This window comes from Streptomyces sp. NBC_00569, from assembly GCF_036345255.1.
Classification (GTDB): Bacteria; Actinomycetota; Actinomycetes; order Streptomycetales; family Streptomycetaceae; genus Streptomyces.
This window is the reverse complement of sequence record NZ_CP107783.1, coordinates 2,121,074-2,136,807: the sequence shown is the minus strand read 5'-3', so window position 1 is coordinate 2,136,807 and position 15,734 is coordinate 2,121,074. Positions and strand designations below refer to the sequence as shown.

Here is a 15,734-nt window from a genome sequence, read left to right as displayed (position 1 = left end):
CCCGGGGAGACGGTGGGCTCCGTGGACCCGGAGCGCCGGGGGGCTAGTCGATGTGGCGCCGCAGGGTGACGGTGGGCCGCAGGCCCAGAGAGTTGACGGCTTCGCCGTGCGGCGCGGCCGCGACCGACTGCTGGAGAAGGCTCACGACCTCGGCGGCCAGGGTGTCGGCGTGGCGCTTGACGGCGTCGATCGGGTCGTGGCTGCGTTCCAGGGCGGCCAGCCGCCGTTCGTACCCGGCGAGTGTGTTCTTGGTCGACGAGCTCAGCGTGAACCGGTACGGGGTCGAGACGATGAACTGGTAGGCGCCGGCGAAGGTCTCGCAGCCCTCGCAGTGGTCGTTGATGGCCTTGCTGGTGTTCGAGGCGTTGAGGCGCGCGGCCCCGTTCGTGGTGACGACCTGGAAGGACAGCGCGATCGACCGGCAGGGCGCGTCGATGGAACAGCCGACGGAGCGGGCGATCGCCCGGTTGCGTACGCCGGCGCCCACGACTGTGCCGAGCTGATGGATCGAGAACTCTTCGTCGTGGTCGAAGCGGTGTCGGGGGTTGGCCATGGACCGTGCCTCGTCCACGGCGATGCCGACGCCACCGGCGGTGCGGGATCCGGTCGCCGCGCCCGCCGGGGTCATGGCGGCGAGGCCGGTCAGGCAGACGGTGGTCAGCATGCCCAGGCGCACGGCCGTCCGGCCGGCTGTGCTGGTGCGTGGCTTGCGGTGGCTCACTTAAGTTCTCCTTTTGCGGGTGTATGAGCGGCACGGGGCCGGGGAGTTCACCGGGGTTCACGGCTGTTCATCGCGGGGCCGGGGGCCTGGGGGATTCACCAGGGGAAGGGGTCGGGGAAGCTCTCGGTGGGCAGCGGCGCGGAGGGGCTGGTCGAGAGCGGGGCCGACGGCGAGGTGCTCGGCGTACCGGCCGAGGAACTGGGACCGGGCGGCGGCGGACTCTGCCTGCGGGTCGGGGTCGGGCTCGGCGTCGCCTTCTTGGGTGTCGGGGAGGCCGTCTTGGTCTCGTCCTCGGCGGAGGGGGAACCGCTCGCGGTGTCGGCCTCGTCGGACGGACTGGCATCGGGCGTCGGCGAGAGCAGGCTCGCGTCCGGTGACGGGCTGGTGGGGACGGCGCCCGGGCGGGCGTCGTCCTGCGGCGTCTCGTCCGAGGCCGACGGCGTTTCCGCCGCGCGCAGCGTTGGCACGCCGGGCTGGAGGATGGGGATGATGGGCGGCTGCGGCGGCAGCGGCTTGGGTGTCATCCCGCCCATCCATGCCGCGCTGAGCGCGCCGGCCGTGGCCAGTACGCCGGTGCAGATGACCAGGCGCAGCCGGAGGTTTCCCTCGGTGGCGCGCAGGGTTGCCCGGACGAGCCGCCCGCTCAGGCGCACGGTGAGATACCCGGCGCCGGCCAGGGGGCACAGGATCATGAACTCTCCGACGACGCCGACGAGTCCGGCCGCGATCTGCCCGTCGGCGAAGGCGTACCAGGTTCCGGTCGCCTGCTCGGCCACTGATCGCAGCCCGGTGGTGAGCAGGCGCGGGAGGTTCCACAGGACGTAGCCGAGTTCGGCGATGATCAGCGGCACCATGGTCAGCACCCAGCAGGTCACGATGACCCGTGCGGAGCGTTTGAGGCCGGCCACCTCCGGGGGGAGCGGCCGGCCAGGCAGCATGCTCAGGAGGATGGGTTTGATCTTGCCATAGAGGTCGGGGATTCCTGCGAGGTCACCGAGGATGTAGTAGCCGTCCAGACGGACCGCCGGCATCAGCTGTTCGAGGATCTCGAAGTGCACCAGGTAGACCGCGCCGAGGAAGAGGGGCTGGCCGGTGAGAAGGTAGGCGCCGGCCAGCCCCAGCACGAAGACGACGTTGAAGTAGACGCCGCCCAGGTCGGTGCGGATGCGGCCGGCCCGGTTGATGCGGTAGACGTCGGTGACGTCGGTGTACATGGAGGGCCAGATCAGGAAGAGGCCGAACCCGATGCTTCCGGGTCGCGCGCCCCCGTACCGGCAGGCCGAGGCGTGACCGAACTCGTGGAACATGAGCGAGGCTACGATCAGCCCGAAGACGGCCAGCATCAGGACGGGTTGCTCCAGCACCTGGAGCACCGGCTGTATGGCGCCGTGGTAGCCGAACAGCCAGATGTCCAGCACGGTGAGCGCCGCCAGCACCAGGGCCACCACCGGGGGACGGTGCAGCCAGGCCAGTGTCTTGGCGATGCGGGCGACCTGCCGTTCGCGGAAGATCACTCGGTGGCCCTTGAGGACCAGGAGGAGGTCGGACCGGGGGTTGGCGACGACCTGTTGGTCCGCCTGCCCGAACGGGACGGTGAGGCCGAGTGGTTCGAGCTTTTGCTGCACGAGGTAGTTGATGTTGTCCGCGCTGATCTCGCGCCCGTAGCGGCCGCTGACCCGGTGGGAGATGCCCTCGGTGTCGCGTACGCCGTCGATGGCTTCGACGACGAGGTAGAGCAGCCGGGAGAGTTGGACGACCTGTCCGTCCTTGCGGCGGACGAGATACTTGCGTTCCGTGAAACCGGTTCCCTGGTACTCACCCAGGCGTTGAAGGCCTGCGCCGAGTCGCGGGACGGGGAAGAGGGCTTCCTCGTTCACGTACCCGGGAAACGTTTTGCCTGTGTCCCGGACCGCCGTCCCCATGGGAGCGGGGTTATGGGCCCCCTGACCGTCAGCCATCGTCGTCCTGCCCTCCCTCCCCTGGTGCGGACCGCGTCGCCACGAAACACGGTCCGCACATGCCGGGTGCCGTTACTGGTGGATGTTGATGGTCTGGTTGGCCTCGGAGGCGGCGATGGCCTCGGGGGAGTTGAGGTTCGCCGCCAGCGAGTTGTTGTGGGCGTCGACGTAGGCGACGTGCCGCGTCACGTTGGTGGTCTTGACGAAGTTGAACTTCAGCCGGCCCAGGGCCTCGCGGCCGGGCAGCAGTTCCGCGGATTCCTCGTTGAGCTGTTCGTTGTTCATGGTGAAACCTCTTTCGGTATGAAGGGTCGGTTACTGGGCGATGTTGATGGTCTGGTTGCCCGCGGACTGGGCGATGGCCTCGGGGGAGCAGGCGTTCAGGGCGAACGAGTTGTTCTGGGCCTGGACGTAGGCGACGTGCTTCGTCACGTTGGTGGTCTTGACGAAGTTGAACTTCAGCCGGCCCAGGGCCTCGCGGCCGGGCAGCAGGTCTGCGGATTCCGCGTCCATCTCGTGCATGCCGAGCATGGTGGTTCCTTTACTGAATGGGCATGGGCGGTCACATCCGATCCCGGATGTCCATCCATGCCGGACGTTCTGTCTGACGAGATTGGACAGTAGAGCGTTCAAGAACCTCGGACAACCACTTCACGCACATCGCCCCTCACCGGACACATCGCCCATCAAGGGAAACGGCAGGTGGGAGCGCGAATGCCCGGAGACGAACTCCGACCGACACGCGTCGCACTCTCACCCGATTGGCTCAACTCAGGTCCGAAAGGCCCATGTTGAGGGGGTCTGCGATGGCTATCCTCTCGACCCTCAAGACGGGTGAACCACCTGAAACCTCCGCGAGAGGGGTGCACGTGCTTGTCGTCCAAGGAGTGTCCGCGACCGCCGTCGTACGGGGCAGGACGGGGGAACCGGTGGTCCTGCTCTCCGGCGAGCTCCCCGAGGCCCTCACCCCCGCAGCCCGCGACGAGTTGCTGAACCTGGCCGCCGCGGTGCTCGACGCCGAGGAGCTGCGCCTGTTCCGCAGCTGCCTGTCGGCACTGCACTGCGGCGAGAAACTCGACGAACGCCGTATCGAGGTCAGCGGCGCCGTCCTGACCGTCTACCGAAGCTGACCGCGTCGAAACGACTGCGCACAACGCGGGGCAAATACGTCGCGGCAGATTCCCGTTTCCGCAGGACAGAACTCCCCGCTCATGAAAACGACACGGAATTCTTCAACGCATTACCCGGGGCGATCCGGAAGCCTTTTTGATATTCCTTGGTGACCCGCAACGCGACTACGACATACCGGAGTTGCTTCACCCTGAAGAGTGTTTCCGGCCGCCGCAGGAGCGAGGTCCGGAAATACCCGATAACCCAAGCTCAGGGCATGTTTTGAGCGCCGTGGAACCCCACGCCGATTGTGGTCCGGTAAGTCGCCCATAGCCGGTTGGATGAATGAGCTCAGGGTCGCTGCCGAGTAATGTCTGGCACGCCATCCGGCAATTCATCGAAACAAGGAGAAACACGGTGAGAAAACTGGCACGCGCCACCGCGACGGCCGCCCTGACCGTCGCAGCAGTCGCCATCCCCCTGACCGGCACGGCCATGGCCTCCACCGCGACCGCCGCCCCGGCCCAAGCCCACCGGCTCCTGCACAAGCCGGCCCTCCACAACAACGGCTGGTGCGCGGACTCCCGGTACAACCGGCACCACCGCGGGCACCACTGGAGCCGGTGGGACGACAACTGCGGCTACCGCAACGACTGGAGGGGCTACCGCAACGACTGGAGGGGCTACCGCCACGTCAACTACCGCACCTACAACGACTACAACGACTACAGGGACTGCTACCGCAACTTCTGATCCGGTCTGATCGGGCGGCACCCATGTGGGGCGCAACCGATATGGGGCGCACCCGATGCGGGGCTCCCGGGAGCAACTCCCGGGAGCCCCACGGCCATGTCCGGGATCAACTCCGATAGACGGTCAGGACGGCGCCGCTGACCTCGATACGGCGTTCGTCGAGTTTCTCGCCGCAGTGCAGTGCCGACAGGCAGCTGCGGAACAGGCGCAGCTCCTCGGCGTCGAGCACCGCGGCGGCCAGGTTCAGCAACTCGTCGCGGGCTGCGGGGGTGAGGGCCTCGGGGAGCTCGCCGGAGAGCAGGACCACCGGTTCCCCCGTCCTGCCCCGTACGACGGCGGTTGCGGACGCTCCATGGACGACAAGCACGTAGACCCCCCTCTCTCTCCCCGGAGGTTTCGGGCGGTCCAACGCGGCCCGTGCGACGAGAGGATAGCCTCAATGGAACGATTTTTACGGCGATCTGACGCTTCGCCACGCAATGCACGCCAGTGCGGAGAGAAGCCCCTAGCCGGGGCCGCCGGGCGTGCCGCCCAGGAGAGACTCGACGAGTGCGGTGACGTGGCGACGGTCCGCGTCGGACAGCCGCTGGACACTGGCGATGAGCGTGGAGATCTCCGGGTCGGAAGCGGTGTCGGCAGGATCCTCGAAGTACAGGTGAATACCGCAGGCTTCAGCAGCGGCTCTACGTACCGCGTCCAGGGGCACGTCCAGCCCCCGGGCCAGGCCTTCGAGAGTGGCCTGCTGCGGCATACGGGCCACATTCGCGACGGTCGCCAGATGATGGACGGTCGAACGCGGAATGCCGCCACGCCGGGCCACATCACCGTAGGACCAGCCCTGCTGCTCCAGCCGACTCTTCACCAATACCTGCAGTGCGTTGGCCACGAGATCGATTCTCCCTGCTAGCAAGGCGGTTGAGCAAACACTCTTGAACGGCTTGCCACCAGGTGCTACGGAGGACTTGCGTCCAATATCATTGGACACTGTCCGGCGGCACCACAACTGCTGGGTTCAACGCTTCACGGCCAGCTCCGTCACGCCCGACGCCCTCGCTTCTCGGCCTGCTCGTGACGCCCCGCGCCCTCGCTTCGCCGCCGGCCGCCTCGCATCCGGCGCCCCCACAACAGCCGTTGCACTGAGACACGGTGCATCTCAGTGATTCGCCCATTGCTGGACGAAAGTCCTTGTCTTACCGGGATGAGGTCCCGTGCAAGGTAGACGTTTCTCTGCCACCTGCACCGCGAGGCGGTGTCTTACGGTCGGCTCCACGTCCGTTTCGTGTCTCCGGGCCACTCCCGGCGACGTGCCGCTTCACGAGCGCGGCGAGGTTGAGTGCGGCGTTCTCGTCCCGGTCCAGGACGAGTCCGCACGTCTCGCAGACGTACGTGCGTACCCGCAGCGGCAGCTTGGTTTTCACCGTGCCGCAGGAACTACACGTCTTCGAGGAGGGGAACCAGCGGTCCGCGACCTCAAGGTGGCCGCCGTTCCACACGGTCTTGTATGCGAGCTGGCGGCGGATCTCACCGAACCCGGCATCAGCGACAGCGCGGGCGAGCCGGCGGTTTTTGACCATGCCCGCAACGTTCAGGTCTTCGACCACGATCGTCCCGTACTCGCGGGCCAGGCCGGTGGTCAGCTTGTGGATCTGGTCCCGGCGCAGCGCGGTGACCTGGTGGTGGACCTTGTTGCGCTGGGCATCCGCGCGGCGCCACCGGTTCGACGGCCGCCGGCCGGTGCGCCGGTCGGGGCCCTGACGGCGGGACACCGTCCGCGACAGACGCCGCAACTTTTGGCGGGCGGTGTGGAAGTGTTTGGGGTTCTGGGCTGCGGGGCGCCCGTCGGAGAACACCGCGAGGGTCTTCACCCCCAGGTCCACACCGATCACCGCATCCGGCCGGGCAGGCGTGCGCGCCTCCCGTTCAACCTCCACCGTGAACGACACGAACCAACGCCCGGCCTCGCAGCGGACCGTCGCGGACATGATCCGCGCCGTCCCCGCCTCGAGACGGCGGGCAAGCTTGCGCGTCGACTCGTGCGTCTTGATCCTGCCCAGGACCGGCAGCACCACATGCGTCCGCCCCTCCAGACGGATCGTGCCGGTGGTGAACCGCACCGACAAGGTGGACTTCCGCTTGGACTTGAAACGCGGGAAGCCCACACGCGGGCCCTTGCGCTTCCCCGACGTGGAGTCGCTCCAGTTCTTCAGGCTGGTGGCGAGGCGATCCAGACCGGTGGCATAAGCCTCCTTCGAGCACTTGGCCCACCACGGCGCCACCTCACCCTTCGCCTGATTCCAGGCTTTGCGCAGCGAGTACATCGACCACGACAACGCCGGCGTCAGCTCACCCTCGGAAACCCCGTAAGAGCGCTCCGCCTCACGCTGCCCCAGGTTCGCCCTCACCACCGCAAGCCCCCAGTTGAACGCGACCCGGGCAGCACCGACATGACGCAGCAACACACCGACCTGACGCGGAGTCGGGTCGAGCGCAAAGCGGTACGCCTGCATCACGATCACCCGATCAACCTACAAGCCACCACTGACAGCAAGCCGAAATACCCGAATCGCTGAGGGCGACTGACGAAAGCCACAACCGCTGGCGACCCCTTTTGCCCCGCTCTTGGAACTCCCTCCTGCAGCGCCGCCGCATCCGCCCCGGTCAGCCACCGATAGGCCGGCCCGCCCGAGAACCGGGCCGCGTTGTCCCACCTCCATCGCTGAGCCTGCATCCACGCCCCGAGACCCCCGGATTGCACGACCGGGCCGCCAGGCTCGACCGGCCAGTACACCGCCGGTATCGATGTGGTTCTGGTGTGGTGATTGCCATGCTGCCGGGCGGTGTCTCACGCGGGGCACGAGCCGGAGGAGATCCACTAGGTCGGCAAGCGCCCCGCCAAGAGTTCGACGACAAGGGTCGCCAGTCTCACTCGCCACCGCTGGTAGGGCCAGTGGTATCGCGTGCGGCTTCCACTCCTACAACGGCTGCGTCCCGGTCGCGGCGAACATGCTGGAGCTTGTGCGCGAGCACGGTCCGGCTGGACCGCTTTCTGGCGCGTTGGCAGAAAGGGGCGACAGCCGCTGTTGTACGCGATCGGCAGACTCCCGCCGAGACGCCGCCCTCGCCCGCAGTCGCCAAGCCGCCAGCACCTTCAACTCCGGGCGGTGCAACTTAGGTTGGCGCCGTTGCCGGTGTCCAGCCCGCAGATCACGCGCTGCCCGCGAGCCCGGAACAGGTCGACCCCCGACCGCGGCGCTGTCCCAGCTCGGGCCCGGGGCGGCCACGGAGTCCCGGTCCGCGCCTGTGGAAGCGCGGCCGGGCCCCCATCGGGTCTGCTTTATCTGGATCAAGCAGAACCAGTATCAGCGTGTCCATCAATCAAGGGAGGGAAGCCCCATGAACATGGACTTCGCCGACGAGCGCGCTGACATGGGCCAGCTGCGCTCTGGATGGCCAAGATCTTGCGGGATAGGGAGGTTGGCCACCAGGGCCGGCGCTGGCCGCTGGCGCTGCCCTTACTTGGTCGTGTGCGTGGGGTAGACCTGAACGTCGGTGTAGGCGCCCTTGATCGCTCCCGCGCCCGCCGGCCACTTCAGGCTCACGGTGTGGGTCTCGTTCGGGGGCGTCACCAGGATGTCGGTCGGGGTCGCGAGGCTGTTGCCGGTGTTGTCGATGTCGTAGGCGAGGTCGAAGACAGCGGCGTCGCCCGGCTTCAGGATGGTGACACGCGGCTGGGCCTGGCCGCGTTCGATGGGGCTCGAGGTGTGGTCGGCGTCCTTGATGTCTACGCCCGCGAAGCCCGTCGCCGAGCAGGTGGTCGAACCCCGGTTGATCATGGTGATGTTGATCCTGCCGGAGACCTTGTCCGGCGCTGCGTCCGCAGCGTCGATGGCCAGGTCCTGGGTCTTGCAGAATGTGACCTTGCTGCCGGTCTTCGTCGCGCCGTTTGCGGAGGCCTTTTCCTTGGTGTTCTCACCGGAGCCCGCCTTCGCGTTGCTGGCCTGCGAGCCGCCAGAGCCCGAGCCGTCGGAGCCCGAGCCGCCCTCCGACTTCGAGCCACCGTTCGAGGACGAAGAAGACGAGGACGAAGAGCCCTTGGAGGACGAGGCCTTCCCGGAGTCGTCGCCGCCACAGGCGGTGAGCGAGAGGGTGGCGGCGACGCCGATGGCGGCGAAAGTAGCGATGCGGGTGTACTTCATGGTGTTCCCCCAGGTGTAGCGCGGTGCATGTGGTCGGAAGTATTTGTATCTCGCACCGAGTCACAGGCAGTCCTCCGCGACGTCTTCGTTCTGTCACAGGCGTATTGGCCTCACGGCAGGCCATGGCGTCGCCGTACGGTCACCTGCCTGACCTGACCTCGATCGCCCTGGCCTTGTGCTCCGGGGTGAACTCCCTCGCCACGGCCGGTCGCCGCATCAGATCACCGGACACCTCGGCCGCGACCTCGTCCACCTGCGCGAGATATCCAAGCCGAGTGACGGCAGGTGTAAAACACTTGCCGGTGAGCAGGGGAAACGTAAGGCGCCTCCGTCGGATGGATCACGGCGGAGGCGTCTTGCTCTGCAAGGCGGCCGCCCCCTACTGCTGGCCATCGAACGGCTGTCCTGTCCCGTCGCTGGTGCGTGCCCCGGCGCACCGGCGACGGGGGGCTATGCGTCGGACTCGGCGAGCCTGATGTGTCCGAGATTTCGCATCACGGCCACCGGCGTGACGGTCTTGGCGTGCCGCTCGCATGAGGACAGCGGGAATCATGGGGCCGATGGGCGCGAGATTGGGGGCGCGCGATGCCCTCGAAGTCACCGATGTTCGATGAACTCCTTGACGGAGCCCAACAGTCCGCGGCGCATCTGGAGATGCGTGACGCTTACGGCGTGACCAGCGAGGCGGAAGACTTCGCCAACTGGCGCGAGACGGGGTTACGGGACATCGACCCGCACTCGCCGTACTGGGGAGGCTGGACGGCCCTCATTCGTCGCGCGTGCGAGCAGCGTGGTACAGCAGCGACACGATCATCGGGGTAGCGTCCCGGCCACCACTGCCAACCATGAACTCCACTGTTCACCTGCAGCGATGCCTGTACGAGCCCCACAGCCGACAGAAGCTGTGGCGGGCCCGTCTCCGGAATCCCGCCGAGCTGACAGATCGTCATGAACCGAGCGTCAAGCGACTACGCCGATGCTCTGCGCCTCAGATCGCTTCGGCCTCGGGGCGGACGACCTGTTCGGCAAAGGTGCCGAGTCGCGTGGCCAACTGCTCGAGCGCTGCGGCTGCGTAGTGGTCGTGGCTCCAGCAGGCGTGGATGGGGAGTTGGACGGGAGCGCCATCGGTGTCGAGGACGAGCACGGGGCGGGTGCCGAACCGCGGCAACTCGGTCCCGATCGCGACGCCACGCCGCCCTGCCGCCAGGGCGTGGCGCATCTGCTCCCATGGGACCTCGGCGTGGCGTTGATACCGGAGTCGGGCCGCGATGACGGCTGCGTCGAGAACGGTGCGCGTCGGGTCCGTCGGGCCCGGAAGGAGGAGAGGCTGCTTCATCAATTCGTCCAGCGTGATGCCGGTGTCGTGGGCCCACGGGTGGCCCGGGTTGACGTAGGCGTGCAGTGGCACGCGGGTGAGGTGTTGCCAGGCAAGGCGGCCCGCGGGGGGCATGTTCGCGGCGATGCCGAAGTCGTGTCCGGCGACGACCGCCTCGTGCACCTCGTCGCCGAGGACGGAGACGACGTCGATGAACGGGTCGTCGTCGTCGAGGGTGGCGACGAACGGAGCGAGGACGTAGTCCAGCGTGGTGGGGGCGGCCACGCAGGAGATCCGGGTCAGTTGTCCGTCGGCCATCTGCCCTGCGACCGTCGTCAGCCGGTCGGCCCGGGTGAGCAGGTCGTGCGCCACGTCGAGCGTGTGGCGGCCCGCGTCGGTGAGGGATAGCCGATGGCCGTTGCGACGGAAGAGCGTGACGCCGAGGTCGCGCTCCAGGCGCTGGATCTGGCGGGACACCGCGGGCTGAGCGATGTGCAGTTGGCCGGCGGCGGCCGTGACGGTGCCGAGTTGGGCGACCGTCACAAAGCACCGAAGGTGGCGTAGCTCCATGCTTCATCATGCCGAATCGGCATGATGATGGGTAGTGGTTAGGTCTTGGACAGGAGTTGGTGGCCGGGATCACCATCTCCTGCATGACTTCCTGTGACGTCTCGCTCGGCAACTGGCTCACCCCGCCTCATCACCGACTCGGTCTGCACCGGGTCGAGGACGTGGTCCCCTGCACGACCATTGCTCGCGGTGAGGCACCGGTACGCATGCTGGTGCCCGCGAGTGAGCCCTTGGACTGGGACCTTCTGACGGTGCCGGGCCCCGAAGGGCGGCCGAACAGCGCAGAGGAGTTCCTCGCTCGCACGCACACCGACGGCATCCTCGTGCTGCGCGGCGACAGGATCCTCGCAGAGCGCTACTTCGGTGGGTTCACCTCCGCGTCTCGCCACATCGTGATGTCCATCTCGAAGTCGTTCGCCGGCATGCTGGCCGGGGTGCTGGCCGCCGCCGGCCTCCTTGACCTCGAGGCGACCGTCCCGACGTACGTCCCGGAGCTGGCGGCGGGTTCCTATGCCGGCGCCACTGTGGGACAGCTGCTCGACATGACCGCGGCGCCGCGCTACGACATGTCGTACCTGGAGCCCACGGCCGAGGTTCACGCGGGCGACCGCGCTGCCGGGTGGCGGCCGCGGCAGTCCGAGGACGTGGTCGGCACCCGGCCGTTCCTGGCCCAGTTGCGCGGCGCCGGCCGGCACGGCGCCGGCTTCCAGTACTGCTCGGGGACCACCGACGTCCTCGCGTGGGTGCTCGAACGCGCGGGCGGCGCGGACTACGGCGAGCTGATGCGGCGACATCTCTGGTCGTGGATCGGCGCCGAGGACGACGCCTTCGTCACGGTCGACGACCATGGAACGCCCTATGCGTGTGCCGGGATGGGGATGCGCCTACGCGATCTCGCGCGATTCGGGCGCTTGATTCTCGACGACGGGTGGCGCCAGGGCGCAGAGGTGGTGCCGTCTGACTGGATCGCGCGGACGCGCCGCGGAGGGCGCTTCGCGACCACGGCCGAGTCCGACGCGGCGGCGGGCGGCACCTACAAGAACCAGTGGTGGATCCCGGGCGACGACCACGGGTCCTTCTACGGGGTCGGCATCTTCGGCCAGTACCTCTGGCTCGACCCGCAGACCGACGTCGTCATCGCGAAGTTCTCCGCCACCGATCAGCCGGTGGCCGATTCCCCCGCTCACCTGGACGCGCTGGGTGCCATCGCCCGTGCGGCCGCCCTGACCCCGCAGGAGGCATGAGATGGGCCGTAACCGATCACACGGCGAGTCGATCGAGCAGCACTCGATCGACTACGTGCCGCCCGAGGAGAGACACGGCAAGCCGTGGCACCTGTTCACGGTGTGGTTCTCCAGCAACGTGCAGATCACCGGGTTCGTCACCGGTGTCCTGGCGGTCACCCTCGGACTCGACCTTCTCTGGGCTGTCGCCACCATCTTGATCGGCAACCTCGTCGGTGCCGTGTTCATGGCGTACCACTCGATCCAGGGTCCCCGCCTGGGCGTGCCGCAGATGATTCAGAGCCGTGCGCAGTTCGGATTCCTCGGCACACTGCTGCCGGTTGTCATCGTCCTGTGCATGTACATGGGATTCGGCATCGAGGGTGGTGTCATCACCGGGCAGGCCTTCGCGAACTGGGCCCACATCTCGTTCACCTGGTCGGTGATCATCCAGGGCGCGGTCCCGGCGGTCATCGCGATCGTCGGGTACAAGGTCATCCACCTGTCGACCCGAGTGGTCAGCGTGGTTTCCGGGCTGCTCTTCCTCGCCCTCACGATCGCGTTGGCCGGTCACTTGCCGGAGCACCTGCCGAGCGGCCCGGCTCCGTCGTTCGGCACCGTCCTGCTCGTCATATCGATCTTCGTCTCGTGGCAGCTGACCTGGGCGCCGTACGTCTCGGACTACTCGCGCTACCTCCCCGAGGACACCCCGTCGCGGACCACGTTCCTGTGGACCTACGCCGGCTCGGCACTCGGCTCCTCGTGGGTGATGATCCTCGGCGCGTTCGCCGCCACGATCAGCGCCGAGGCGGTCGGCAACGACGCCGTCGGCATGCTCAGCCGGCAGATCCCGGCGCTGAGCTCGGTGATCCTGCTCGCCATCGTCATCGGCATCGTCCCTGCCGGCGTGTACGGCTACTACGGCATGTACTTGACCGCGATCAGTGCGGTCTCGGCCAAGGGCCACGGCTCGGCGACGCCGCTGGTGCGCGCCGTCTTCATCGTGGTGAGCGCGGCGCTCACGATCACCGCCACGCTGATGGCGAGCGGCCACATCCTGAGCACCGTCGAGAGCATCACGTTGTTCCTGCTGTACCTGCTGGTGCCGTGGACCGCCATCAATCTCACCGACTACTACGTCGTACGCCGCGGCCACTACGACGTCGGCGAGCTCTTCCGGCCCCGGGGCGAGTACGGCTTGGTGAACTGGCCGGCCGTCCTTGTCTACCTGGTCGCCGTTGCGGCGCAGATCCCCTTCATCAGCAGCAGTTTCTACACCGGGCCACTGGTCGAACACCTGGGCGGCGCCGACATCTCCTGGATCGTCGGCCTGCTGGTGGCGACGGTCCTGTACCTGGCCTGTGTGCGGCGAGCCCGACAGGTCGCACAACCCGTCGGCGCGAGAGCATCGGCACCCGGCCCGGACGCGCCGCTTGCGCTCGACTGAGCGTCCAAGGTCTGCGCAAGCCGCGACTGGAATGCTCGCCGGGAGGTCAGACGACGTCCCCACCGGACCCCACCGCGCTCAGCTGCGGCCAGTCGCCGACCAGGAACGCGTTGGCGCCAGTCCGGTGTGCTTCTTCGGCGCGTTCGTCGGCAGAGATCTCACGACTGCTCGGGCGACAGCGAGGAGGGCCTGACAGCACACCGCTGCCCTGCTCACCAGGCCACTGGTCAGCGCACGCAGACGAGACAGTGAGGCCCCGGCTCTACAGCCGGGGCCTCACTGAAGGGCACTGTCAGGGATCTTCCGCGGCGGCCAGGCAGCCGCGCCGTTGAACGTGATCGTCGCCGCGGTCAGCCCATCCTGTCTGACGGCCGGCGCTCGACCGAAACCTGGTCGCATCCCTCTGATCTGCGGCTCCTGCGTCCGCCCCGTAGCTCGCTGTCACTGTCGGTCGTCATCGATCGGGCTTGAGCGTTCACGGCCCAGGGGCCACTCGGCAGACAGCTCCACTCCGCACAGCTGAATCCATACCTGGAGAGGTCGCGCTGAGCATGCCCGATGGCCTCGCCCCGGTGAAATCACCGGGGGCGAGCAGTTCCATCTCGTGCGGCGTCGCCGATAGCTCGGCCGGCGCCAGGGTGTCCGGGATCCCGTCAGCCCTTACGACGACCCTGAGGGCAGCTCGAACCATATGGTCTTGCCGGTGGCTGTATCGGTGGTGCCCCAGGCCTCGGTGAGCAGATCGAGTAGTTCGATCCCGCGCCCACCCTCCGAGTCAACGTCGACGAAGCGGCGCAGGGGGCCGCCCGCGGCGGTGTCCTCGACCTCGCACCGCAGACGAGACCCGAGCACCTGCAGGTTGAGCCGCAACGGGCCGCGCGTGTGACGCAGGGCGTTGGTCACCACTTCACTCACCAGGAGCTCGGCGGTGTCGGCCGGTTCCTCCAGATCCCAATCGCCCAGCTGGGCGATCACCAGTCGCCTGGCCCTGGCGACCGAAGTCAGATCCCGGCTCAGAGGCCAGGAGGCGTGCCAGACGGTGGGGCGGCCGCGGGGTGCGTCGAGCGGTCGCAGAGGTTCCAGGCTGCGGGACCACATGGCCTGCTGCCGGGCGATCCACGAAATGGGGGCGGCCTTGGAGGACCCCTCCTCCCGCCGACTACGGTCCGAGACGGTCTTCCGGAACAGGTCTCCCAGGCGGCGCCGGGAACGCCGGGCGAGGTCTCCCCTGTGAGAGGTCGCGGTGCAGCCGATGGCCTGGGGGGCCATGGAAATCATTCCTTCCGAGTCGTTGGCCGACACGTTCGCGTAGCGGTCGCTACACTTAAAATATACACGTAGCGGTCGCTTCAGTAAATACCTGGACGAAAATGAATGAATCGGACATTCAGTCAACGTGATGCAGAACCCGGTCCACCTCGCGCGACCGCCACGGTATCCGCGTAACCACCACTGGGAGCCTTTATGCCGCGCCCGCCCGACCCGGCCAAACGACGCGCCCTACTGGACCGGGTCCGCGAATACCTGATCCGCAACGGCCTGGCCGACCTGTCCCTCCGCCCGCTGGCCCGGGCCCTGGGCACCAGCGACCGCATGCTCCTGTACTACTTCGGCAGCAAGGAAGGCATGGTCGCCGAGGCAATTGCCCTGGACGAGCGGCGGCCACTTCTGCGCGTCCGGAATCTGCCCGACACCACCGGCTCTCCCAAGGACCCAGCGTGGATGCGCCGCTTCTTGGAAGAGGTCTGGCAGCGCTTCAGCGCCCCCGACCTGCGCGCCGCCCTCCCTCTCTACCTGGAGATCATGGCCGCCAGCCTGCTTCATCCCGACCGGTACGGATCCCTCATGCGCGACCTGATCACCGAGTGGACGGGCCTGCTCAGCTCCGCTTTCCGCGACATGGGCATGCCCGAAGCACGCGCGCGAACGGAGGCCACCCTCCTCGTCGACGCGTCCTTCGGCCTGCTCATCGCACCCCTGGCCGATGGCGACTGGCATCGGGCAGACGCAGCCTTCCGCACCCTCCTGGACCGCCTGGAACCCGGCTGGCAAACAGACTGACAACGGCCTCCAACCCGGCCGGGGGCACGTCAAGCCGGAATTCCAGGAGCAGTGCAGGTTGATTGCTTAGTAAGGGCGGAGGTGGTCAGTGGCGAGGGTGCCCAGGTCACTCCGGCTGTAGCGGCAGCCCAGGTGAACGGCGCGTCTCGACTGCGGCGAGCCGTCGCCGACCATGACTGACCGCACGAGACGTGGCATGGGTGTGGCACGCGACCTTCTGATCCGTAGTTCTGTGTGAACAGGTCGCTGGCGGTCGTACCGGTCGCGCTACGGGTGTAGGACGTCGCTACCGGACGCGATCAGCTTCTGGGGTTGCTGTACTTCACTGCTGCATCGCAGCCGGGCTCCGCCGCGCCACAATGCACCCCCTGGGCCCGCCA

At 67.6% G+C, this 15,734-nt stretch carries 17 protein-coding genes; 6 read left to right on the top strand and 11 right to left on the bottom strand.

Features of this window, described 5'->3' with window-relative positions; all coding sequences use genetic code 11:
* Positions 1–43: 43 nt before the first annotated feature.
* From OHO83_RS09875 to OHO83_RS09860, 4 genes are all read right to left on the bottom strand, one after another.
* On the bottom strand, positions 44–721 hold the full coding sequence (locus OHO83_RS09875; protein ID WP_266675968.1) for a hypothetical protein: 678 nt from the start codon (positions 719–721) through the stop codon (positions 44–46).
* Between the two features lie 95 nt (positions 722–816).
* On the bottom strand, positions 817–2,598 hold the full coding sequence (locus tag OHO83_RS09870) for a hypothetical protein (protein WP_406337552.1): 1,782 nt from the start codon (positions 2,596–2,598) through the stop codon (positions 817–819).
* A gap of 153 nt (positions 2,599–2,751) precedes the next feature.
* Positions 2,752–2,964 carry a hypothetical protein gene (locus OHO83_RS09865; protein ID WP_266675972.1) on the bottom strand — a complete coding sequence of 71 codons (213 nt, stop codon included), beginning with the start codon at positions 2,962–2,964 and terminating at the stop codon, positions 2,752–2,754.
* Between the two features lie 30 nt (positions 2,965–2,994).
* Positions 2,995–3,210: a hypothetical protein gene (locus tag OHO83_RS09860; RefSeq protein ID WP_266675974.1), complete on the bottom strand. Its 216-nt coding sequence runs from the start codon at positions 3,208–3,210 to the stop codon at positions 2,995–2,997.
* 338 nt (positions 3,211–3,548) lie between these two features.
* Here OHO83_RS09860 and OHO83_RS09855 point away from each other — a divergent pair, with 338 nt between their 5' ends.
* Both OHO83_RS09855 and OHO83_RS09850 read left to right on the top strand, forming a co-directional pair.
* Positions 3,549–3,809, top strand: coding sequence for a hypothetical protein (locus tag OHO83_RS09855; RefSeq protein ID WP_266675976.1), 261 nt, complete (start codon positions 3,549–3,551; stop codon positions 3,807–3,809).
* A 397-nt stretch (positions 3,810–4,206) separates the two neighbouring features.
* Positions 4,207–4,542 (top strand): hypothetical protein, encoded by a 336-nt coding sequence (locus OHO83_RS09850; RefSeq protein ID WP_266675978.1) that lies wholly within the window; start codon positions 4,207–4,209, stop codon positions 4,540–4,542.
* 106 nt (positions 4,543–4,648) lie between these two features.
* On the opposite strand, the gene OHO83_RS09845 is transcribed toward OHO83_RS09850, so the two are convergent.
* The 5 genes from OHO83_RS09845 to OHO83_RS09825 all read right to left on the bottom strand — a co-directional run bounded on the left by OHO83_RS09845 (position 4,649) and on the right by OHO83_RS09825 (position 9,048).
* Positions 4,649–4,909 (bottom strand): hypothetical protein, encoded by a 261-nt coding sequence (locus tag OHO83_RS09845; protein ID WP_266675980.1) that lies wholly within the window; start codon positions 4,907–4,909, stop codon positions 4,649–4,651.
* A 138-nt stretch (positions 4,910–5,047) separates the two neighbouring features.
* Entirely contained in the window at positions 5,048–5,428 is a 381-nt protein-coding gene (locus OHO83_RS09840; protein ID WP_266675982.1) for a helix-turn-helix domain-containing protein, read from the bottom strand.
* Positions 5,429–5,732: 304 nt separating this feature from the next.
* Positions 5,733–7,049, bottom strand: coding sequence for an IS607 family element RNA-guided endonuclease TnpB (tnpB, locus tag OHO83_RS09835; protein WP_266676847.1), 1,317 nt, complete (start codon positions 7,047–7,049; stop codon positions 5,733–5,735).
* Positions 7,050–8,054: 1,005 nt separating this feature from the next.
* On the bottom strand, positions 8,055–8,738 hold the full coding sequence (locus OHO83_RS09830; protein ID WP_266675984.1) for a DUF4232 domain-containing protein: 684 nt from the start codon (positions 8,736–8,738) through the stop codon (positions 8,055–8,057).
* A 139-nt stretch (positions 8,739–8,877) separates the two neighbouring features.
* Entirely contained in the window at positions 8,878–9,048 is a 171-nt protein-coding gene (locus tag OHO83_RS09825) for a DUF6192 family protein (protein ID WP_266676849.1), read from the bottom strand.
* A 275-nt stretch (positions 9,049–9,323) separates the two neighbouring features.
* On the opposite strand from OHO83_RS09825, the gene OHO83_RS09820 reads away from it, so the two are divergent.
* Positions 9,324–9,560: a DUF6879 family protein gene (locus OHO83_RS09820; RefSeq protein WP_323186974.1), complete on the top strand. Its 237-nt coding sequence runs from the start codon at positions 9,324–9,326 to the stop codon at positions 9,558–9,560.
* 166 nt (positions 9,561–9,726) lie between these two features.
* On the opposite strand, the gene OHO83_RS09815 is transcribed toward OHO83_RS09820, so the two are convergent.
* Complete coding sequence (locus OHO83_RS09815) at positions 9,727–10,623, bottom strand: LysR family transcriptional regulator (protein ID WP_330279231.1); 897 nt, start codon at positions 10,621–10,623, stop codon at positions 9,727–9,729.
* Positions 10,624–10,706: 83 nt separating this feature from the next.
* On the opposite strand from OHO83_RS09815, the gene OHO83_RS09810 reads away from it, so the two are divergent.
* Together OHO83_RS09810 and OHO83_RS09805 are read left to right on the top strand one after the other, a co-directional pair.
* The gene (locus OHO83_RS09810) at positions 10,707–11,867 is read left to right on the top strand and encodes a serine hydrolase domain-containing protein (protein WP_266675988.1); all 1,161 of its coding nucleotides are present in this window, start codon (positions 10,707–10,709) and stop codon (positions 11,865–11,867) included.
* 1 nt (position 11,868) lies between these two features.
* A complete protein-coding gene (locus OHO83_RS09805) occupies positions 11,869–13,293 on the top strand; it encodes a purine-cytosine permease family protein (RefSeq protein WP_330279230.1) in 1,425 nt (474 codons plus the stop codon).
* A 660-nt stretch (positions 13,294–13,953) separates the two neighbouring features.
* Here the strand turns inward: OHO83_RS09805 and OHO83_RS09800 are convergent.
* Positions 13,954–14,562 carry an ATP-binding protein gene (locus OHO83_RS09800; protein ID WP_266675991.1) on the bottom strand — a complete coding sequence of 203 codons (609 nt, stop codon included), beginning with the start codon at positions 14,560–14,562 and terminating at the stop codon, positions 13,954–13,956.
* Between the two features lie 195 nt (positions 14,563–14,757).
* Between OHO83_RS09800 and OHO83_RS09795 the strand changes: the two genes are divergently transcribed.
* Positions 14,758–15,354, top strand: coding sequence for a TetR/AcrR family transcriptional regulator (locus OHO83_RS09795; RefSeq protein ID WP_266675992.1), 597 nt, complete (start codon positions 14,758–14,760; stop codon positions 15,352–15,354).
* The last annotated feature ends 380 nt before the right edge of the window (positions 15,355–15,734 follow it).